Origin of the sequence: Streptococcus timonensis (assembly GCF_900095845.1) — a bacterium.
Classification (GTDB): Bacteria; Bacillota; Bacilli; order Lactobacillales; family Streptococcaceae; genus Streptococcus; species Streptococcus timonensis.
On sequence record NZ_FMIX01000004.1, the window covers coordinates 525,466 to 540,821 of the forward strand.

Genomic DNA, 15,356 nt, shown 5'->3' on the forward strand with positions numbered 1-15,356 from the left:
CGTGTAAATCGGGTTATTAACGAATATGATTACTTACGCCGTCTAACAAGTTTTTCAGATGGCCTGGTAAGCCATTGAAAGAAGAAACTGGGGCCGTACCTTGAGGCACGCACCCTACATGCGGGCTACAGTTTGCTACACTTGCTCTTCTAAAAGTTTACACTACGATTATTTAGTAAAACCAATTTCTTTTATTAACCTATCGACTAAATTATTTAAATTAATTCCTTTTGGTACTTCAATTTTAACATTATCACAAAATTTGAATAATAATTCCAAGAGGTATTCCTTATTATTTATATTAGGGATATATGGCATTATTTGTATACTCTCCTTTACAAAGGTACCAAAAAGAAATTTTTTACTCTTCTTTAATATAATCGGATTTAATAAATCTCCATTTCTATTAAATATTTCATAAGCATTTTGTTTGACATCGTCTGGTTCTAAATATAATTCAGCATCTTTGATATCGGCAAATAGACTAACGTCTCCACTATCAATTACAATAATTGGTATAATATTTCTATTATCGTTAATAATATATTCATGAGAATCTATTAATCTATCCACCCAAAAACTTGTCATAGTAACTATCTCTTCAAGATTAATACCATCATCAATATCACTAATTCCAATAGTGTAGATTAAAGCGGAGGGGTCTTTGATTACGCTTGCTTCAAAATCATCTGGAACAGGCGAAGCTTGAAATGATTTTATAAAGTCTTGAATTTTATCTTGATCTTTCATAATCACTATAGATACTGTTGAAGGGCCGCAGTCATATAAAGTATCTTCAAAAAAAAATTCATCAATTGGTTTTAAAAATTCAACTATTCCTATGCGATCAGGAATAAATCCCAATAAAAATCCTAATATTCCTTTTTTAAAATTACCATTCCATACTAAATTAACTTTAGTATTTTCTTTTAGCTTTCTAAAAAAATCTAAATCTTGACCACTTGTACCAAGAAAACAACGATAACAAGAAGAATTATTTACTATGTTCAGAAGAGTTTTCAAATTGTTTTGTGTCTCTTTTTCACTGCTCTCTCTTTTAATCTTTGTATACATAGTTCACCTTAATTTATATATTTACCTTTTAATATTGAAATGTCCAGGGTCTCGTGTCCTCCACCATAATCGACCTGGAGGAAGTCTTTTATTGCGTATATACTGATTAAATTGACGCAATTTGGGATTTCCTATTTGGTTAACATATCTACCATTTCTAGCCGGAGAAGCTTCCCACGAAATAGAGTTATTAGTTCGAAACCCTCCTGATCTACTATAAGATGGTTTTCTCCTATACCAGTTTCTAAAAGGACCAAAAGCGTTTCGGCATTTACCTATGGCCAATTTACCTACCTTGCCTAATACAGGGCCTGCTATCGCACCAATACCGGCACAGAGTGCAACACTTTCATAATCAATGTCGTTCTAATCTTTACCATTAATCACATTAGAAGCGACTTGCATACCCGCATCAGTTGCCGCACCCGTGAGTGCGCCCACTCCCATTGCAATCAGAATTGGTACAAAAGCTATATTTCCACTTGGGTCTATCCAGTCTTGAGCATTCGGCGCAAACTGATAAACGTTAAAGCCTCCTTCCAAACCAATCGGGTCCGGATTAACAAACCGCCCCGCATCAGGTTCATAATACCTGAAGAAGTTGTAGTGCAGCCCCGTTTCACGGTCGGCATACTAGTTTTGCAGGCGAAAGGGTTGGTAAGCACTATCCGTTACTCGAGTTTCTTCTTTCAGACGACCCCAGCCGGTATAGTTGCCGAACCACAAGAGGTTGCCGACTTTATCGGTTATCTCTCTTAGGATGCCGATTTGGTCGAAGTGGGAGTAGTGGGTTTGTTGGCCGCTTTCGCCTTCGTGCGTACCACACATGCCCTACGTCAGGATTGAAAGTTATATAATGACTACTGCTTGTTACTAATAAAAATTATATTATTGATCAATTAAGAATATTGCCAAAATCCAGCTATTACATCAATATTATCTTTCTTATCTTTTTCTTTATAATATATATATAATTTTCCATAATCAAACGGGTAATTACCATTAAGAAGATTATCTGGGTAATAATCTTCGTCTATACTCATCAAGTACAAATATCCATCTTCTTCTAGATTTTTATAAAAATAATCTTCTTCTTGAATTAGTTGCAATTCTCCTCCTACTGTTACTAAACCTGATAAATCATTACTATTTACTTTCCTATACGGTTCAAAATAAATCCTATTTAAGTTCATATTTGTAAATGAAGTAATTTTACTTTCCTCAGATTTTGGATGAGTAAAAACTTTTATTGCACAATTAGGATAAATATTATTATCAAGCATAATATCATGATTTTTAGGCAAGAAAATAGATAAGACAAAATTAGTTTTTAATGGATGTTCAAAACATCCATAAAACATCATTTCTGAAATACAATCTTGTTTATCATCAAAATATTTAGGAATATTTCCTCCTATTCGATTAAGGCTAATCTCCTTAATCTCGTTCAAAATAACTTTTTCTTGAATAGCTTTAGTCATTTTTAATTCCTTTCTTGTATTAAACTTATAAGTTGTTTTTACTAGCAAAATTTATTGCTAAAGCTCTTAAATTTGAAGCAAGTTTGGTTGCATAAGCACGAGCAGATGATTTTTCCCATCCTCTTCTTGACAAGCCTATATAGATTCCATATCTAGTTAAATTTGTATTTAACTCAATGTTATTCGTTGCCGATACTAGAAACCTTGGCTTATGTATTCGATTAACAAAATAATAAGTAGATTTAGGAATTATTTATTAACTTTTCGAGATATTCAATACTTCTGAGTAAATAATGTTCACCTATTTGCTGTATCAAATTTGATGAGTCCCCAAATAATATTTTTTCTAAATACTTTTTTAGAATTATAAGCTCATCTTTTTTTAAGAGATTTAAAGCGTGAGTGATGTTTTCTGCGGTAGGTATATTTATAATAAATTCTTCTATATTTACTGGAATATCATCATTTCTAATGCCATTGCTGATGCTATCAATAATTTTAGGCATTAAATAATTTATTCCTTCTGGTGAAAAAAAGATGAATGGTACTAAATTATGTTCATCAATAATAATTTTCTCTATTGGGGTATGTTCGTAATACTTAAATTCATCTTTAAATTCATCTATTTTATAGATGTTTTCTCGATAAAGGTTTTTGAACAATCCTTCTTTAGGGTAATCTCTGTAGGTAATTTTTAGGAAGGGCATATTTACCTCCATTATCTTAGATACTTTTACATTTATAATGATTTTTCCATGCGGTGTATTCGCCGAACTACAAGAGTATGCCGTCTTTATTGGTTAAATCTTGAGATACCGATTTGGTTGCAGTGGAAGTAGTGGGTTTGTTGGTCGCTTTCTCCGTCTTTGTTGGTCCAGTTATGTACCTGTGCCAAGGGTTCGGAAGAACTGGAGGTTTTGCTCGGGTTACGGCTTGCTATTTTATCTAGGGTAGCTCAATAATTTTATGAAATCATTTATTTCATCTTCATTAAAGCCATTTTCAAGATATTCTTTCTCGTAAAAAATAAAATCTAATAAATATTTTCTTGAATAATCATCTAAATTATTTTTAATTTTCTCAACTTGCATAAAAAATTTATTAGGTTCTATTAATTTTGTTATTAGTACATTTAACTCAAAATCACAATTTTTGCTTAAAATATTTAGATTTTGAAAAATCAAATCAGAAATATCCTGTTTTTGTAGGTCATTAAAGTTGAGTATAGATATTGCTCTCAGAAAATCAGAGATGCTTTGAACTACTATAAATTTATTATTGGATAATATACATTTAATAAATTTAAATTCATTCTCAGTAATTTCTATTTTATTTGGGAATATTTTTGATAATAAATACAATGCTCTACGTATATTTTTAGATGGTAGTGAATCTAGTAGTATAATTATTTGACTGAAATCTTCTTGTTCTAAAGAAGTTTCAATCATATTTTGTATATAAAAATCACTATTGCTCATAATTATCATGCTCCTATATCAATATTAAACTTCACATTGTTCCTACAAGACTTCCTCCTACCACAAAAGCACCACATACTCCCGCCGTTGAATATATACAAACACTAACTAGAACAACAGTTCCAACAAGGGCGACTGCTCATCAGCCACATTGCCGAAGTTCAGCGAGAATACCCGTCCGTTGCCGTTGGCGTCTTCCACCTCGTCCAGTGGGAAGAGGTGGAATCTTCATCAGAACCGTCTTCAGCAACCACCAAAGGGGCAAAATACAGCGCTATCGAACCGTCCAGAGAAGCAATGACATAATGCCCGTCCGGATTCTAACCGAGGAAGAATGGCGCATCGCCGAGATCGGCAAAGAGTGGGAAGGGGATGGGGGGAACGGAAGACGGAGCGGGTGGAGTCGGCCATGGAGTACTCCTGTTGGGGGATGGGGTTATCTAAAAATGTATTTCAAATAACCCTTTTATATTTTACAGGTAGTATTGAAGTTTGATTCCGTCTTGGCTAATTAGTTATGCCATATGATTTCCCTTGCAGAGCCAAAAGTAACTTTACTAATATTTTTGCTAACAATAATTCTTTTGTCTAATTTCCCAGAATATTTTGATTCTGCTAGTTTCTGAAATAAAACAACATTTAATTCATTGTCATTGTAAATAGTAGTTTCTATACTTGATATTCCCATTGCACTATTGCCAAGTAAACCTATCAAATGAGCTTCTCTATTTCCTTGAGCTCCAGTAATAGTAATTTTAAAATTCCAAATGTCATTAATATCAATTTCATTATTAGTTAACGAACAACCAGATGATATTATACTCATAAGAAATGGGATAATTGCTTTAATTTTCATAATGAACCTTATGATGAATTTAATGATGAAGAACCTGAAGATCTACCACTTGAGTGAATTGTTAGAGTACCAGATAAACCATAAATATCTATCCATAAGGTAGTATTAAATCCAAATTGATATAAATTAGTTTCCCTCCGAATCTAATCGGATCCTGATTAACAAACCGATCCGCATCAGGCTTATAATACCTGAAGAAGTTGTAGTGCAAGCCCGTCTCACGATCGACATATTGGTTGTGCAGTCTGAACGTCTGGTGCACGTTCTTGTAAACCCGCTCATCCTTTTTCAGATGACACCAGACTGTGTAGTTGCCGAACCACAAGAGGTTGCCGTCTTTATCGGTCATCTCTCTTGGGATACCGATTTGGTCACAGTGGAAGTAGTGGGTTCGTTGTCAGCTTTCGCCGTCTTCGGTTGACCAGTCGTGGACTTGCGTCAAGGGTTCGTGCGTACCTCACATACCCTACGTCAGGGTTGGAGGTTTCATGGGGGCTATAGTTTGCTAATTTTGGTTCGATTCCTGATATTTTGTTATATCAGAAATAGTGATATCTTCATTATTAAACATATCATCCCAAATTTGCTTATAAAGTTCTTTTGCGGTCATTTGTTGAGGTATTTCAAAGGCTGCGTCGGTACTAGGAAATTGATCATGTAGTCGTTCTTCTGTCCAGAAATTTAATCCAAATCTCAAACTTTCTTTAATTTTGAATTGGGTTGATATTGTAAAATTTTGATACTCGGGGTACAGATATTCTTTGACTAATCTCTTTACGCTATCTCGATTAACCAAATTCAGACCTGATAAGTCTTCAAGTTTGCTATCTATACCTTCGTGTAATAGTCCAAGAAAAAGTCTGATATATTCAGGACTGACTTTATACTTTTTATTCATTTAAATATCCCCCGAATTGAAACTAATTGACCAACTTTATTGAATATGGCTTGTACTTGAGATGTTTGGATTAAGGGTCCTCTTTGTTGGAATTCAATCCAAACTATAGTAGACTGAACTCAGTTCAACCTACGTTTACTTATTGCTATTCATATATTCGTGAGGCATTCAAAATGTCTGCTAACATACTCCAATTTAAAGTTTTGTTGTTATATTCTCTCATACCTATATTTTTATAGTATCCATCCATATCTTCAATCCAATTTTTCATGGCTTCTAAAAAGCTATCTAGTGTATTATTTTCAAAATCTTCTGTATGAATTTCAGTAATGAATTCTTTTAAAAAAACTAGAAAGTCATCTCTATTTTTAATTTCCATAATATAGTCCTCCTCGAGCAATGTCTTTCAGACGGCCTCAAAAGAGATATTGAGGCCGTCTGAAAATATAAAATTACTTTTTCGTAGCACGAATTTTTTTTTCAACCCATTCTCCAAAATAGTAACTTTCTCGGGAGGAGTTCCCCTATCCAAAGCATTCCACCAGTTATTTACTGGTTTAACAAATAATTGGAATCCTTCATCGGTTACATTGGATTTTCGGATGATCAAATCTTCTTTGATAGAGCCATCCTCATTAAATGGGTCAATATCAACAAGTAAGTTATTGTTTTTGAGAAACGTCATAAGTGCAATAGACATTCTGATAATATCTTCACGATAATCTTCATCAGCATTTGCTTCCCAAAATGTCTTAAAATTAAATAATGTCATATCCATGATAATCTCCTAAGGTAGTCTAATAATTTCAAATAATTCATCTGAAGGTGACGGAAGTGAGGTTGTGCGTCGCATTCGGGTTAGGCGATTTGACAGAGGTCGTCTGAAAGGCAGAAACTGCGTGCGTACCGCACACACCTTACGTCGGGATTGGAAGTTTCATGTGGTCTACGGCTTGCTATGGCTTACTTGTGATTACCAGCTAGTAATAGGTCTATGCAAATTTACCCAAAATTTTAATAATGATTGTTCAAAAAAACGAAATTCGGACAGATCTTTTTCTACAACTAGACCTAATTCTTTGAAAAGATATTTAGATTTCGTTCTCTCAATAACATCATATTGACTTAATAGCTCAGCAAGCCCTTTTTTTGATGATATATTGATTTCATTATAGTATATTGCAAGCTCTACTTTCTTATCATTGAAAATTGTAACCTCAGTTAACTTTTCATTATCAAACCTTAGTACAAAATTGTTTATCTCTATAATATTTTTTACCTTCGGGATAACATTGTTTGATATGTCATATTTTTTTATAACATCTGATAGAGAACAATTTAATTCAAAATCGCCTATGCTCTTATAAGGAATAAATATTAATTTTTCATGATTTAAAGTTGGGTTTTTAAGTTTACTTTTTTGAAAGTATGAGTACTTTTTACCTTTATTATCATATAAATCTCTTATAGTCTCATCGTAAATTAATATCTGCAGAAACAAATTATCCTTATAGTCAACATATAAAACTAAATTATACTTTGGAAAAATATAAAAATAATTTTCTTCATCCGAAACTTCTATTAGAGGATCCTCCTCTTCTAAAAATTTTTCAAGATTTGAAAAGTTAATAACTTTTCCATTTAAGCAAAATTCATCACAATTCCTCAAGGAAGATACAGTAATCAATTCTGAATCAGATTGTATCTTGTGTTTTCTATCAAACTCTAATGAATAATTGGGATTGTTTAAAATAACATCATCAAAGTCAGCCTTTTTTTGACCCAATACAATTCCATCCAATGAATTATTTAATATTTTCAACATAATATATATCCTTTCCTGTATTCGTCTATGTCAATTAGCTTCTCAGCCATCAGGAAAAACGACCTCTAGATAGAATGCCATTGCTAATGGTAATGAGATTGTTAAAGAACAAATGTTTCATACGACCTCAAAGAAGATAGTAAGGTCGTCTGAAAAGTGGAAACCGCGTGCGTGCGTACCGTACACACCCTACGTCAGGACGGAAGGTTTTGTGCGGGCTACGACTTGCTATAAATTTTTGTTAATTAGCCCACGTTTTTATATCATCTCTATAAGAATCTATTTTTTCTAGCTCCTGAAAATACTCATCAGAACCATTGCTTCTATTTTTTTTTGCACATAATAATCTAATTAATGAAGATGTTAAATCAATCATATCCATATTTTGATATTCTTTATCCAATAAGAAATTAGATATCTTTCTAAAATCTTCTTTCCCCAAATCAAAAAACGTTAACAGCTGTGCTGCAATAGATAAGGTCATCTCTTCATTATCTATGTATTTTTCTACTATTAGTTTTACTATTTTATCTTTTGTTTCTCTATTATCATGCCGAAATCTAGATAAAAATTTTAATATTTCAACTTTTACAAATTCATCTACATTTATAGAAAATAGTTCTTCTTCCAAATAATTCAAAAATTCTACAGACGGATTACCATCAAAATTATCGAGAAAATCCATTTTGCCATCATCATCCATTTTTTTATAATGTTCTATACTTTTCATACTTAAATTCCTTTAAATATAATGTTAAAAATATTAAATCAATATACCTCTTCAATTTTAATTGATACGTAATTTTAGTTGTTTCGTCAGGCATTTTTAATATATTCCTAGCTATTCTATCTGCTTGTCCTCCCCAAATAGAGTTTATAAGTTTGTCACCTACCTTCGTTACATCCGTTGGCTTGCCTCCTGTCCTCATATCCGGCTCATGTAGCCATGCCTTACAATCACCAGCAGGTTCTAATGTTTTGACAAAATTACGTCTTTCTTTTTCTACATCTTCGTTGTAAGTCCTAATTCTAGCTTTTAATCCAATCATACTCTCTTCTTGAATAATTTTATTCATAGCCTTTATTTGTCCTCTAATTTGCCTACGCAGTTCTGATATATTAGTATTTTTATCTGGTTTTATTGTATGACGATAAGTCAAACGAGCAAGCCCCCAATAATCAATCCAAATCTGCGCATTAGGCACAAAGAGATACAGATTCTCCCCACCCAACAACCCAATCGGGTCCTGATTCATAAACCTCACGGCCTCGGGCTCGTAATACCGCATCAGGTTGTAGTGCAGCCCGGTTTCTTCATCGAAGTATTGGTTTTTCAATCGGAAGAGTTTGTGAGCAGTTTCGGATATGTTGGTTTCACTCTTCAGGTTACCCCAACCGTAATAATTGCCGAACCAAACTAGGTTGCCATCCTTATCGGTCATCTCTCTCGGGATGCCGATTTGGTCGCAGTGGAAGTAGTGGGTTTGTTGTCAGCTTTCGCCGTCTTCGGTTGACCGGTCGTGGACTTCGCCAAGGGTTCATAGCTTTCGGGATCGGTGTAGATATAGGTATATTTGCCGTCCCAAACGAAGCGGGTTTCATCTTCGAGGTCGTCTGAAAGGCAGAAACTGCATAGGAACGTACTGCACTCACCACGCCAGAATTAAAAGTTTTATATATGTTACGCCTTGCTGGCGTTGGTAACCCAAACTACTCTTGCAGACTACATTTACAATAAATCAATGATATCCAAAGCTAAAATATCTTTTTTTGTGAGCTTTTTCCTGTCTTTATGCCTTAGATTTAATTTTACATTTTTGAATTTTATATTATCTATAAAAGAAAATTGATAAATTTTATTCTCTGTTTTATTAAAAATATACCCATAATATTTATTTTCATAGGTAGAATTTTCAACAAATTCTAGAAAGTAAATAACAGAATGTGGAGGAAAATGTTCTATTACGGCTTTTACCAAGTTTCTTTTTTCAGAATGTACATATTCATTAGTATCTAAAATATCTTCTAATAAGATTTCATTTGATAAATTTAGTGGTTCCATAAAAATCCTTATTTTTTAAATGCGGTAATTACACGGCGTAGTATACCCATACGTTTAGCACCTTTTTGAGAACTGCCACACATAGGTCTACTTGCAGCCATTGGGCGTTGTAGCCGTAGTTTGTGGTGTAACCAACAAGAGAGAATTTTGGTAGAGTTCGCGTGAAAGTATGTTTTCAGACGAACTCTACATCAATCAGTAATGAAATTGCTAAAGAATCGATAGCTCAGAGGCCTTCAGAGAAGATTTAGATGTCGCTTAAAAAGTAGAAGGCGCGTGTATGTTACGCACATCCCCCATACCATAATTAAAAGTTTCATACAGGCTACAGTTTGCTTTTTTTCATTCGAAAGAAAATTTTAACATTTTTGATAACCGATTTATAAAATATAGAATTGCCAAATGTTCATCTTGGTAACAGTATTCTTCGGTTCTCAATCCTCTTTCAGAATAGAATATATGCCATTTTTTATTTTCTTCAACAATACATAATGATTCATCATTTACTTCATTGATTGAGTAACTATCTTCTGGTACTCCTTTACTTTTAAGATATGAATTCAATTCATTAATTTTTAACATTTTCCTATTTTCACCTCTTCCAGATGCCCAGATTCTATATGATTTAACAGATTTTGGTAATTCATACTGTGTCCCTAATCCAATCTAACCGAATCACGGCATAATTTTACTTGCAGCTACATTATCAATTGGTTCCAGTACCCTATATATGGTATAAGGCTTTCCATTAGAACCAGGAGGCAAGACTCTCATAGGATATGGTGTTCCTACTGGAGATACAGATTGTCTCCGCCTGAAAGCCCAATCGGGTCCTGATTCACAAACCAACCTGCATCAGGCTTATAATACCTGAAGAAGTTGTAATGCAGCCCCGTTTCACGATCGGCGTACTTGTTTTGCAGGCGGAAGGGTTGGTATGCGCATCTTTATAAACCCGCTCATCCTTTTTCAGACGACCCCAGCCGGTATAGTTGCCGAACCACAAAAGGTTGCCGTCCTTATCGGTCATCTCATGCGGGATGCCGATTTGGTCGCAGTGGAAGAAGTGGGTTTGTTGTCTACTTTCGCCGTCTGAGTTGATGTGGTTTTGATAGGCGAAACCGCGCGCGTACGTACCGCACATATCCTACGTCAGGACTGAAGATCTCATACAGGCTAAGGCTTTCTACTACTTGCTTACATAAAAGTACGAGACCAATCATAGGTATATCTAGATTACAATAAATCTATTATAGGTAATTCGAGAATATCTTTCGTTGTTAACTCTCCAATTTTCTTTTCAATAAGAGACAACTTCCTATTTTTCACTAATTTGTCATCATGGAACACATATTCGTAGATTTTTCCATTTGTTTTATTATAGACATATCCATAATAATCATCCTGATTATCCTCATCTTCAACAAAATTCATAAAGAATACTTCATCGTCTTGCTTTAATCTCTCTATTACTGCACTGTATAAATTTGGCACCTCATTTACTACAAAATTTGTACATTCTAAAACACTTTCCAGCAAAATTTTAGAAGTTAATTCCTCAGACTCCATCAACTCAACTCCTATCTTTCTAAATAGTCTACTCAGGCTTGCATCCATTTATCTATATTTCTTAATATCCTGTAAGGTAATTATACTATTTCTTAAATCTTCTAAAAATAACAATTGAATTTCATATTCACGTTTTAAATTTTCGTCCTCTATTTTGCCATCTTCGGAATATGGGAAATTCGCTAAAGCATCTTTCCAGTTAATTATGTTTTCAGCACATGCAGCAAAGTAATAACTATCAGATGATTTTTGTTGTATACCTAGTAACATATTTCGAATTGAAGCTAATAATTCTATAGTTCCTTGTGTTTCTATCATATCATTCAATGGATCATCATCATCCCAATTTATATCTTCTATAGCTTTTTGAGAGATTCCAATATTTATTTGGGAGAAATCATACCAACCAGCTTTAATGATAGCATCACAGAGTTGGTAGTTCACATTTGAATTAGTTATTTTAGTCATATTTTCTTTTATTTTTTTCTCAAGGAGCAGTGCATTACAGCACCAAGCTGAAAATTTACATTTCTTTTGTAAATCAATTTGATCTAAAAGAGATTGTACTCTTTCAATATGCAATTCTATATTCATAATTTTTTCTTTCATTAATCATATACACCGCTAGCATCGTCAACACTTGGTCATCGAAGTACTGGTTCTGCAATCTGAACGGTTGATGTACATTCCGATAGACGCGCTCATCCTCTTTCAGACGACCCCAGCCGGTGTATTCGCCGTACCACAGCAAATTGCCGTCCTTATCGGTCATCTCTCTCGGGATACCGAGGTCGCAGTGGAAGAAGTGGAAGAAGTGGGTTTGTTGTCTACTTTCGCCGTCTGAGTTGATGTGGTTTAGACAGGCGAAACCGCGTGCGTGTCACATACACCCTTACGTTAGGATTGAAGATTTTGTGCAGGCTACAGCTTGCTACGACTTGCCCATTTATAGAGACTGTATGACTTCTGTATATCTATCTGATTTTTTATCCCAAAAAATGTACAAATAAGTAGTATCATGCTTCAACTTCGATATATCTAACTGTCCTAGAAACATTGCGGGAATATTATCGACGATAGGCCAATCAGGCTCCTGTAACCATTTGGGATATTTATCCATACAAATGAAATGTTCCTTAATAATCTTTTTAAAAGTGGTCGCAGTCTTAGGTTTGTACTTATCATACAAGAAATTTAAATAACCCATATCAGCAGGTATCCAGTTAGGAATAGTCTCCAAAATTAAATCGAATTTTTTTTCTGTCGTTGAATTCGAAGAGTACGGGATATGCTTGTAATCTAAAATTTCCCTGAAAATATCCATCAAATTCAACTTTGCATCAAGAAATGTCAAATCCTGACTAATTAAATATTCATAAGTGGAATTACTATTCATATAAGGTTTGGCTTTAGTACTTTCCAACAGGGAAATAAATTCTTGATTGGAAGACAATGCCATTTCCAATTCTTCAGTTGATAATTTTTCTTCCACAAAATTCTTTAAAATTTCTATTGCTTTCATAGCTAATCTCCTAGATTCCTATAAGGGTCAAGCGCTGCATGTTGTTCTCTAGTTACTTCTCTCAAATTAAAAGGACTATGCCTATTCTTCTACCCAAGGCGTCGTAGGTGTAGGATCAAGTTTCTTTTGTGCCGTCTTTTTTGAAGATTTTGGCTTTAACCAGTTGGTCATGCAGGTCGTAGAAAAAGTTCTGCACCTCGCCGTCGGCCAGTTCGCGGTGGATGAGGTTGTCGAAGTAGTCGTATTCATCATTTTTTTGTATTTCTAAAGTGTTTGGAGTTATATTTTCTTTGGGATCCATATCTTTTGTTAATTAATAATTTGGTTTTAAAATGGTTTAATTCTCTTAATTTGTTTGTATTTTATATATGGAGATATATATTTTTCAATATTTAATGTCGTTGATGAAGTATTAAAAAAACAGTATAAATCCTTATTGCATATGCAATATAAGTAATAATCATAGCCAAAATGGAACTCACAATTTCTGGAACATAATTTACACCAAATTTTTTCTCTCAAGATAAGTTTTAATAACTTAATCAAATCTTCTTCATTGGTTATTTTCTGATTGTTACTATATTGTTTTAAGTTATTGAAATTATCTAGTTCTTTTATTTTTAGAGATTTGATCTTATGTAATTTACAAATTTTTAATATAAGACAGATATATTCAGATTCAATTTTTGTGTATTCATTAAGAGAGACTATCCCTTTTCCTACATCAGAAAAACTCGTCCATTCTTCAGGCGAGGTACATAATATCTTTTTATCTTCGTTTGAGTATTTATGGTATTTTGTGATTCTATAAGAGAACTTCATTTTAATCTCCAATTCGTTTAAGTGCTGCATCATACGTACCTGAGCGTATTTGCTTACTATCCAATGCCTTAGCTGAATCAGCACCATTCCAAACACCTCCATTATGACTATCTACATCAGTAGTGATAAATATAGGACATCCCGATGGAGCAGTTTTTGTTTTCTTAAGAACGGGTCGTCCATGCGATATCACACTTGTTTTCGTGTATCCCAATGCTTTTGTAGCCTTATTTTCCTCTGAAGAGGTTATAAGTCCCAAAGGATCAATCCATTCTTGAGCATTCGGTGAAAACTGATACAGATTATCCCCACCCAACAACCTAATCGGGTCCTAATTCACAAACCGACCCGCATCAGGTTGTAGTGCAACCCAGCTTCATGGTCGCAAAACTGGTTCTGCAGACTGAACGGCTGGTGAGTAGTTCCGGATATGTTGGTTTCACTCTTCAGTTTACCCCAACCGTAATAATCTCCGAACCAAACCAGGTTACCTTCGCCATCGGTCATCTCTCTTGGGATACCGAGGTCGCAGTGGAAGAAGTGTAAGTAGTGGGTTTGTTGTCTACTTTCGCCGTCTGAGTTGATGTGGTTTTGATAGGCGAAACCGCGTACGTACCACACATACCCTACGTCAGTACTGAAGGTTTTATGTTAATTATTAAGTGTTTTGAATAAAGAAAATACCTGCTTGACTTCCAGATAGAAGTTTTTTCTTAACATTTTGGTCATAATAAAAATAACCAATGCCATTCTGAAAAATATGTAACTTTTTATCTATATCTTCTTCTAATAATTGCAAGCAAAAATTAAACTTAGGAGAAGGATATATTATATCTTGTTCAAAATAAGGATTGCCAAAAATTTTGGATACATCCAATCCCATCCCATTATCTTCAAAGAATAAATGTTCATTTTCATTGTATTTCGCATCGGCTTCTTTATCAACTTCATCAAGTCTTTCAAAAAATTTTCTTTCCAAAGAAATACTTCCTAAATCTTGCTTGCCGGTATCTTGTTCCCTTTCATAAAGAACAGCACAACTAAAACCATCATTTAGTAAAATTAAATCACCCTGACAATTAACAGTATATTTAGATGAAATAGAGTCTTTTACTCCTCCCAGTGCATGCTCCTCTATGGAAATAAAAACAGAGATATAATAATTTCTACGAGGAAATACATTTTCAGGTAAAAAGTCAGAATAAAGAGTAAATAGATGCGTTTGATAGGCATCAGAATTTGGAACTTTAGGCCATAATTCTAACGGAATATGGTCAGCTCCTCCTCCAATATAACCGATACTATGTGATGTTTTAGAAGAAGTAAAAAGTAATTTTGACATTTAAATTTCCTTAATAGCATTTATTTTTTTGCAAATTTTATTGCCTATTTGCGCATTTGGAGTAAACTGATACAAATTCTCTCCACCCAACAACCCAATCGAATCCTGATTCACAAACCGCCCCGCATCAGGCTTATAATACCTGAAGAAGTTGTAGTGCAGCCCCGTTTCAAGGTCGCAATACTGGTTTTGCAGGCGGAAGGGCTGATTCGCATCCTTGTAAACCCGCTCATCCTTTTTCAGATGACCCCAGCAGGTATAGTTGCCGAACCACAAGAGCTTGCCGTCCTTATCGGTCATATCTCTTGGGATGCTGATTTGGTCACAGTGGAAGTAGTGAGATTGTTGTCGGTTTTCTCCGTCTTCGTTGATGTAGTTTTGATAGGCGAAACCGCGTACGTACCGCACATATCCTATGTCAGAACTG

27 protein-coding genes and 2 pseudogenes are annotated in these 15,356 nt (G+C 34.2%); 1 reads left to right on the forward strand and 28 read right to left on the reverse strand.

Features of this window, described 5'->3' with window-relative positions; translation table 11 throughout:
• Positions 1–168: 168 nt before the first annotated feature.
• The 8 genes and pseudogenes from BQ2679_RS05965 to BQ2679_RS06000 form a co-directional block, all read right to left on the reverse strand.
• Positions 169–1,074, reverse strand: coding sequence for a hypothetical protein (locus BQ2679_RS05965; RefSeq protein ID WP_075567298.1), 906 nt, complete (start codon positions 1,072–1,074; stop codon positions 169–171).
• Between the two features lie 366 nt (positions 1,075–1,440).
• Positions 1,441–1,695: pseudogene (locus BQ2679_RS10970) on the reverse strand (RHS repeat-associated core domain-containing protein); the annotation flags it as partial.
• A 12-nt stretch (positions 1,696–1,707) separates the two neighbouring features.
• Positions 1,708–1,902 (reverse strand): RHS domain-containing protein, encoded by a 195-nt coding sequence (locus tag BQ2679_RS11270; protein ID WP_075567300.1) that lies wholly within the window; start codon positions 1,900–1,902, stop codon positions 1,708–1,710.
• Between the two features lie 71 nt (positions 1,903–1,973).
• The gene (locus BQ2679_RS05980; protein WP_075567302.1) at positions 1,974–2,555 is read right to left on the reverse strand and encodes a hypothetical protein; all 582 of its coding nucleotides are present in this window, start codon (positions 2,553–2,555) and stop codon (positions 1,974–1,976) included.
• Between the two features lie 242 nt (positions 2,556–2,797).
• Positions 2,798–3,262 carry a hypothetical protein gene (locus tag BQ2679_RS05985; protein ID WP_244491709.1) on the reverse strand — a complete coding sequence of 155 codons (465 nt, stop codon included), beginning with the start codon at positions 3,260–3,262 and terminating at the stop codon, positions 2,798–2,800.
• A gap of 234 nt (positions 3,263–3,496) precedes the next feature.
• Positions 3,497–4,033, reverse strand: a complete 537-nt coding sequence (locus BQ2679_RS05990) for a hypothetical protein (protein ID WP_244491710.1) — start codon at positions 4,031–4,033, stop codon at positions 3,497–3,499.
• Between the two features lie 511 nt (positions 4,034–4,544).
• Entirely contained in the window at positions 4,545–4,889 is a 345-nt protein-coding gene (locus tag BQ2679_RS05995; protein ID WP_075567307.1) for a hypothetical protein, read from the reverse strand.
• Between the two features lie 88 nt (positions 4,890–4,977).
• Positions 4,978–5,238, reverse strand: coding sequence for an RHS repeat-associated core domain-containing protein (locus tag BQ2679_RS06000; RefSeq protein WP_244491711.1), 261 nt, complete (start codon positions 5,236–5,238; stop codon positions 4,978–4,980).
• Between BQ2679_RS06000 and BQ2679_RS11155 the strand changes: the two genes are divergently transcribed.
• Entirely contained in the window at positions 5,182–5,310 is a 129-nt protein-coding gene (locus BQ2679_RS11155) for a hypothetical protein (protein WP_262362235.1), read from the forward strand. The two genes, BQ2679_RS06000 and BQ2679_RS11155, sit on opposite strands and share 57 nt — an antisense overlap.
• A gap of 84 nt (positions 5,311–5,394) precedes the next feature.
• Here the strand turns inward: BQ2679_RS11155 and BQ2679_RS06005 are convergent, their stop codons facing one another.
• The 20 genes and pseudogenes from BQ2679_RS06005 to BQ2679_RS06100 form a co-directional block, all read right to left on the reverse strand.
• A complete protein-coding gene (locus tag BQ2679_RS06005) occupies positions 5,395–5,787 on the reverse strand; it encodes a hypothetical protein (protein WP_075567309.1) in 393 nt (130 codons plus the stop codon).
• Positions 5,788–5,932: 145 nt separating this feature from the next.
• Positions 5,933–6,166, reverse strand: a complete 234-nt coding sequence (locus BQ2679_RS06010; RefSeq protein WP_075567311.1) for a DUF7660 family protein — start codon at positions 6,164–6,166, stop codon at positions 5,933–5,935.
• Positions 6,167–6,193: 27 nt separating this feature from the next.
• Positions 6,194–6,565 (reverse strand): DNA polymerase III, encoded by a 372-nt coding sequence (locus tag BQ2679_RS06015; RefSeq protein WP_075567314.1) that lies wholly within the window; start codon positions 6,563–6,565, stop codon positions 6,194–6,196.
• 195 nt (positions 6,566–6,760) lie between these two features.
• A complete protein-coding gene (locus BQ2679_RS06020; RefSeq protein WP_075567317.1) occupies positions 6,761–7,612 on the reverse strand; it encodes a hypothetical protein in 852 nt (283 codons plus the stop codon).
• A gap of 241 nt (positions 7,613–7,853) precedes the next feature.
• A complete protein-coding gene (locus BQ2679_RS06030; RefSeq protein WP_075567322.1) occupies positions 7,854–8,342 on the reverse strand; it encodes a hypothetical protein in 489 nt (162 codons plus the stop codon).
• A complete protein-coding gene (locus BQ2679_RS10500; protein ID WP_167350216.1) occupies positions 8,320–9,054 on the reverse strand; it encodes an RHS repeat-associated core domain-containing protein in 735 nt (244 codons plus the stop codon). Before BQ2679_RS10500 ends, BQ2679_RS06030 begins: the two co-directional genes overlap by 23 nt.
• 287 nt (positions 9,055–9,341) lie before the next feature.
• Positions 9,342–9,674: a hypothetical protein gene (locus tag BQ2679_RS06040; RefSeq protein WP_075567324.1), complete on the reverse strand. Its 333-nt coding sequence runs from the start codon at positions 9,672–9,674 to the stop codon at positions 9,342–9,344.
• A 342-nt stretch (positions 9,675–10,016) separates the two neighbouring features.
• Positions 10,017–10,256: a hypothetical protein gene (locus tag BQ2679_RS06045; RefSeq protein WP_075567327.1), complete on the reverse strand. Its 240-nt coding sequence runs from the start codon at positions 10,254–10,256 to the stop codon at positions 10,017–10,019.
• Positions 10,257–10,349: 93 nt separating this feature from the next.
• Positions 10,350–10,448, reverse strand: coding sequence for a hypothetical protein (locus BQ2679_RS11235; protein WP_142324049.1), 99 nt, complete (start codon positions 10,446–10,448; stop codon positions 10,350–10,352).
• 14 nt (positions 10,449–10,462) lie between these two features.
• Positions 10,463–10,597, reverse strand: a complete 135-nt coding sequence (locus tag BQ2679_RS10975; protein WP_316244947.1) for an RHS repeat-associated core domain-containing protein — start codon at positions 10,595–10,597, stop codon at positions 10,463–10,465.
• A 92-nt stretch (positions 10,598–10,689) separates the two neighbouring features.
• Positions 10,690–10,818 (reverse strand): annotated as a pseudogene (locus tag BQ2679_RS11240) (RHS domain-containing protein); the annotation flags it as partial.
• A gap of 92 nt (positions 10,819–10,910) precedes the next feature.
• Positions 10,911–11,243, reverse strand: coding sequence for a hypothetical protein (locus BQ2679_RS06055; protein ID WP_075567329.1), 333 nt, complete (start codon positions 11,241–11,243; stop codon positions 10,911–10,913).
• Between the two features lie 48 nt (positions 11,244–11,291).
• The gene (locus BQ2679_RS06060) at positions 11,292–11,852 is read right to left on the reverse strand and encodes a cation:proton antiporter (RefSeq protein WP_209444053.1); all 561 of its coding nucleotides are present in this window, start codon (positions 11,850–11,852) and stop codon (positions 11,292–11,294) included.
• On the reverse strand, positions 11,815–12,015 hold the full coding sequence (locus BQ2679_RS10505) for a hypothetical protein (protein WP_083237582.1): 201 nt from the start codon (positions 12,013–12,015) through the stop codon (positions 11,815–11,817). Before BQ2679_RS10505 ends, BQ2679_RS06060 begins: the two co-directional genes overlap by 38 nt.
• A 174-nt stretch (positions 12,016–12,189) precedes the next feature.
• Positions 12,190–12,765 carry a hypothetical protein gene (locus BQ2679_RS06070; protein ID WP_075567332.1) on the reverse strand — a complete coding sequence of 192 codons (576 nt, stop codon included), beginning with the start codon at positions 12,763–12,765 and terminating at the stop codon, positions 12,190–12,192.
• 115 nt (positions 12,766–12,880) lie between these two features.
• Complete coding sequence (locus BQ2679_RS10980; protein WP_244491712.1) at positions 12,881–13,066, reverse strand: hypothetical protein; 186 nt, start codon at positions 13,064–13,066, stop codon at positions 12,881–12,883.
• Positions 13,067–13,588: 522 nt separating this feature from the next.
• Positions 13,589–13,846 carry a toxin C-terminal domain-containing protein gene (locus tag BQ2679_RS06085; RefSeq protein WP_244491713.1) on the reverse strand — a complete coding sequence of 86 codons (258 nt, stop codon included), beginning with the start codon at positions 13,844–13,846 and terminating at the stop codon, positions 13,589–13,591.
• A 77-nt stretch (positions 13,847–13,923) separates the two neighbouring features.
• Entirely contained in the window at positions 13,924–14,094 is a 171-nt protein-coding gene (locus tag BQ2679_RS06090) for a hypothetical protein (RefSeq protein WP_208853955.1), read from the reverse strand.
• 151 nt (positions 14,095–14,245) lie between these two features.
• Positions 14,246–14,929 carry a hypothetical protein gene (locus tag BQ2679_RS06095; protein WP_006148354.1) on the reverse strand — a complete coding sequence of 228 codons (684 nt, stop codon included), beginning with the start codon at positions 14,927–14,929 and terminating at the stop codon, positions 14,246–14,248.
• Positions 14,930–15,337 carry an RHS repeat-associated core domain-containing protein gene (locus BQ2679_RS06100; protein WP_244491714.1) on the reverse strand — a complete coding sequence of 136 codons (408 nt, stop codon included), beginning with the start codon at positions 15,335–15,337 and terminating at the stop codon, positions 14,930–14,932. It lies immediately after the preceding gene.
• Between the last annotated feature and the right edge of the window lie 19 nt (positions 15,338–15,356).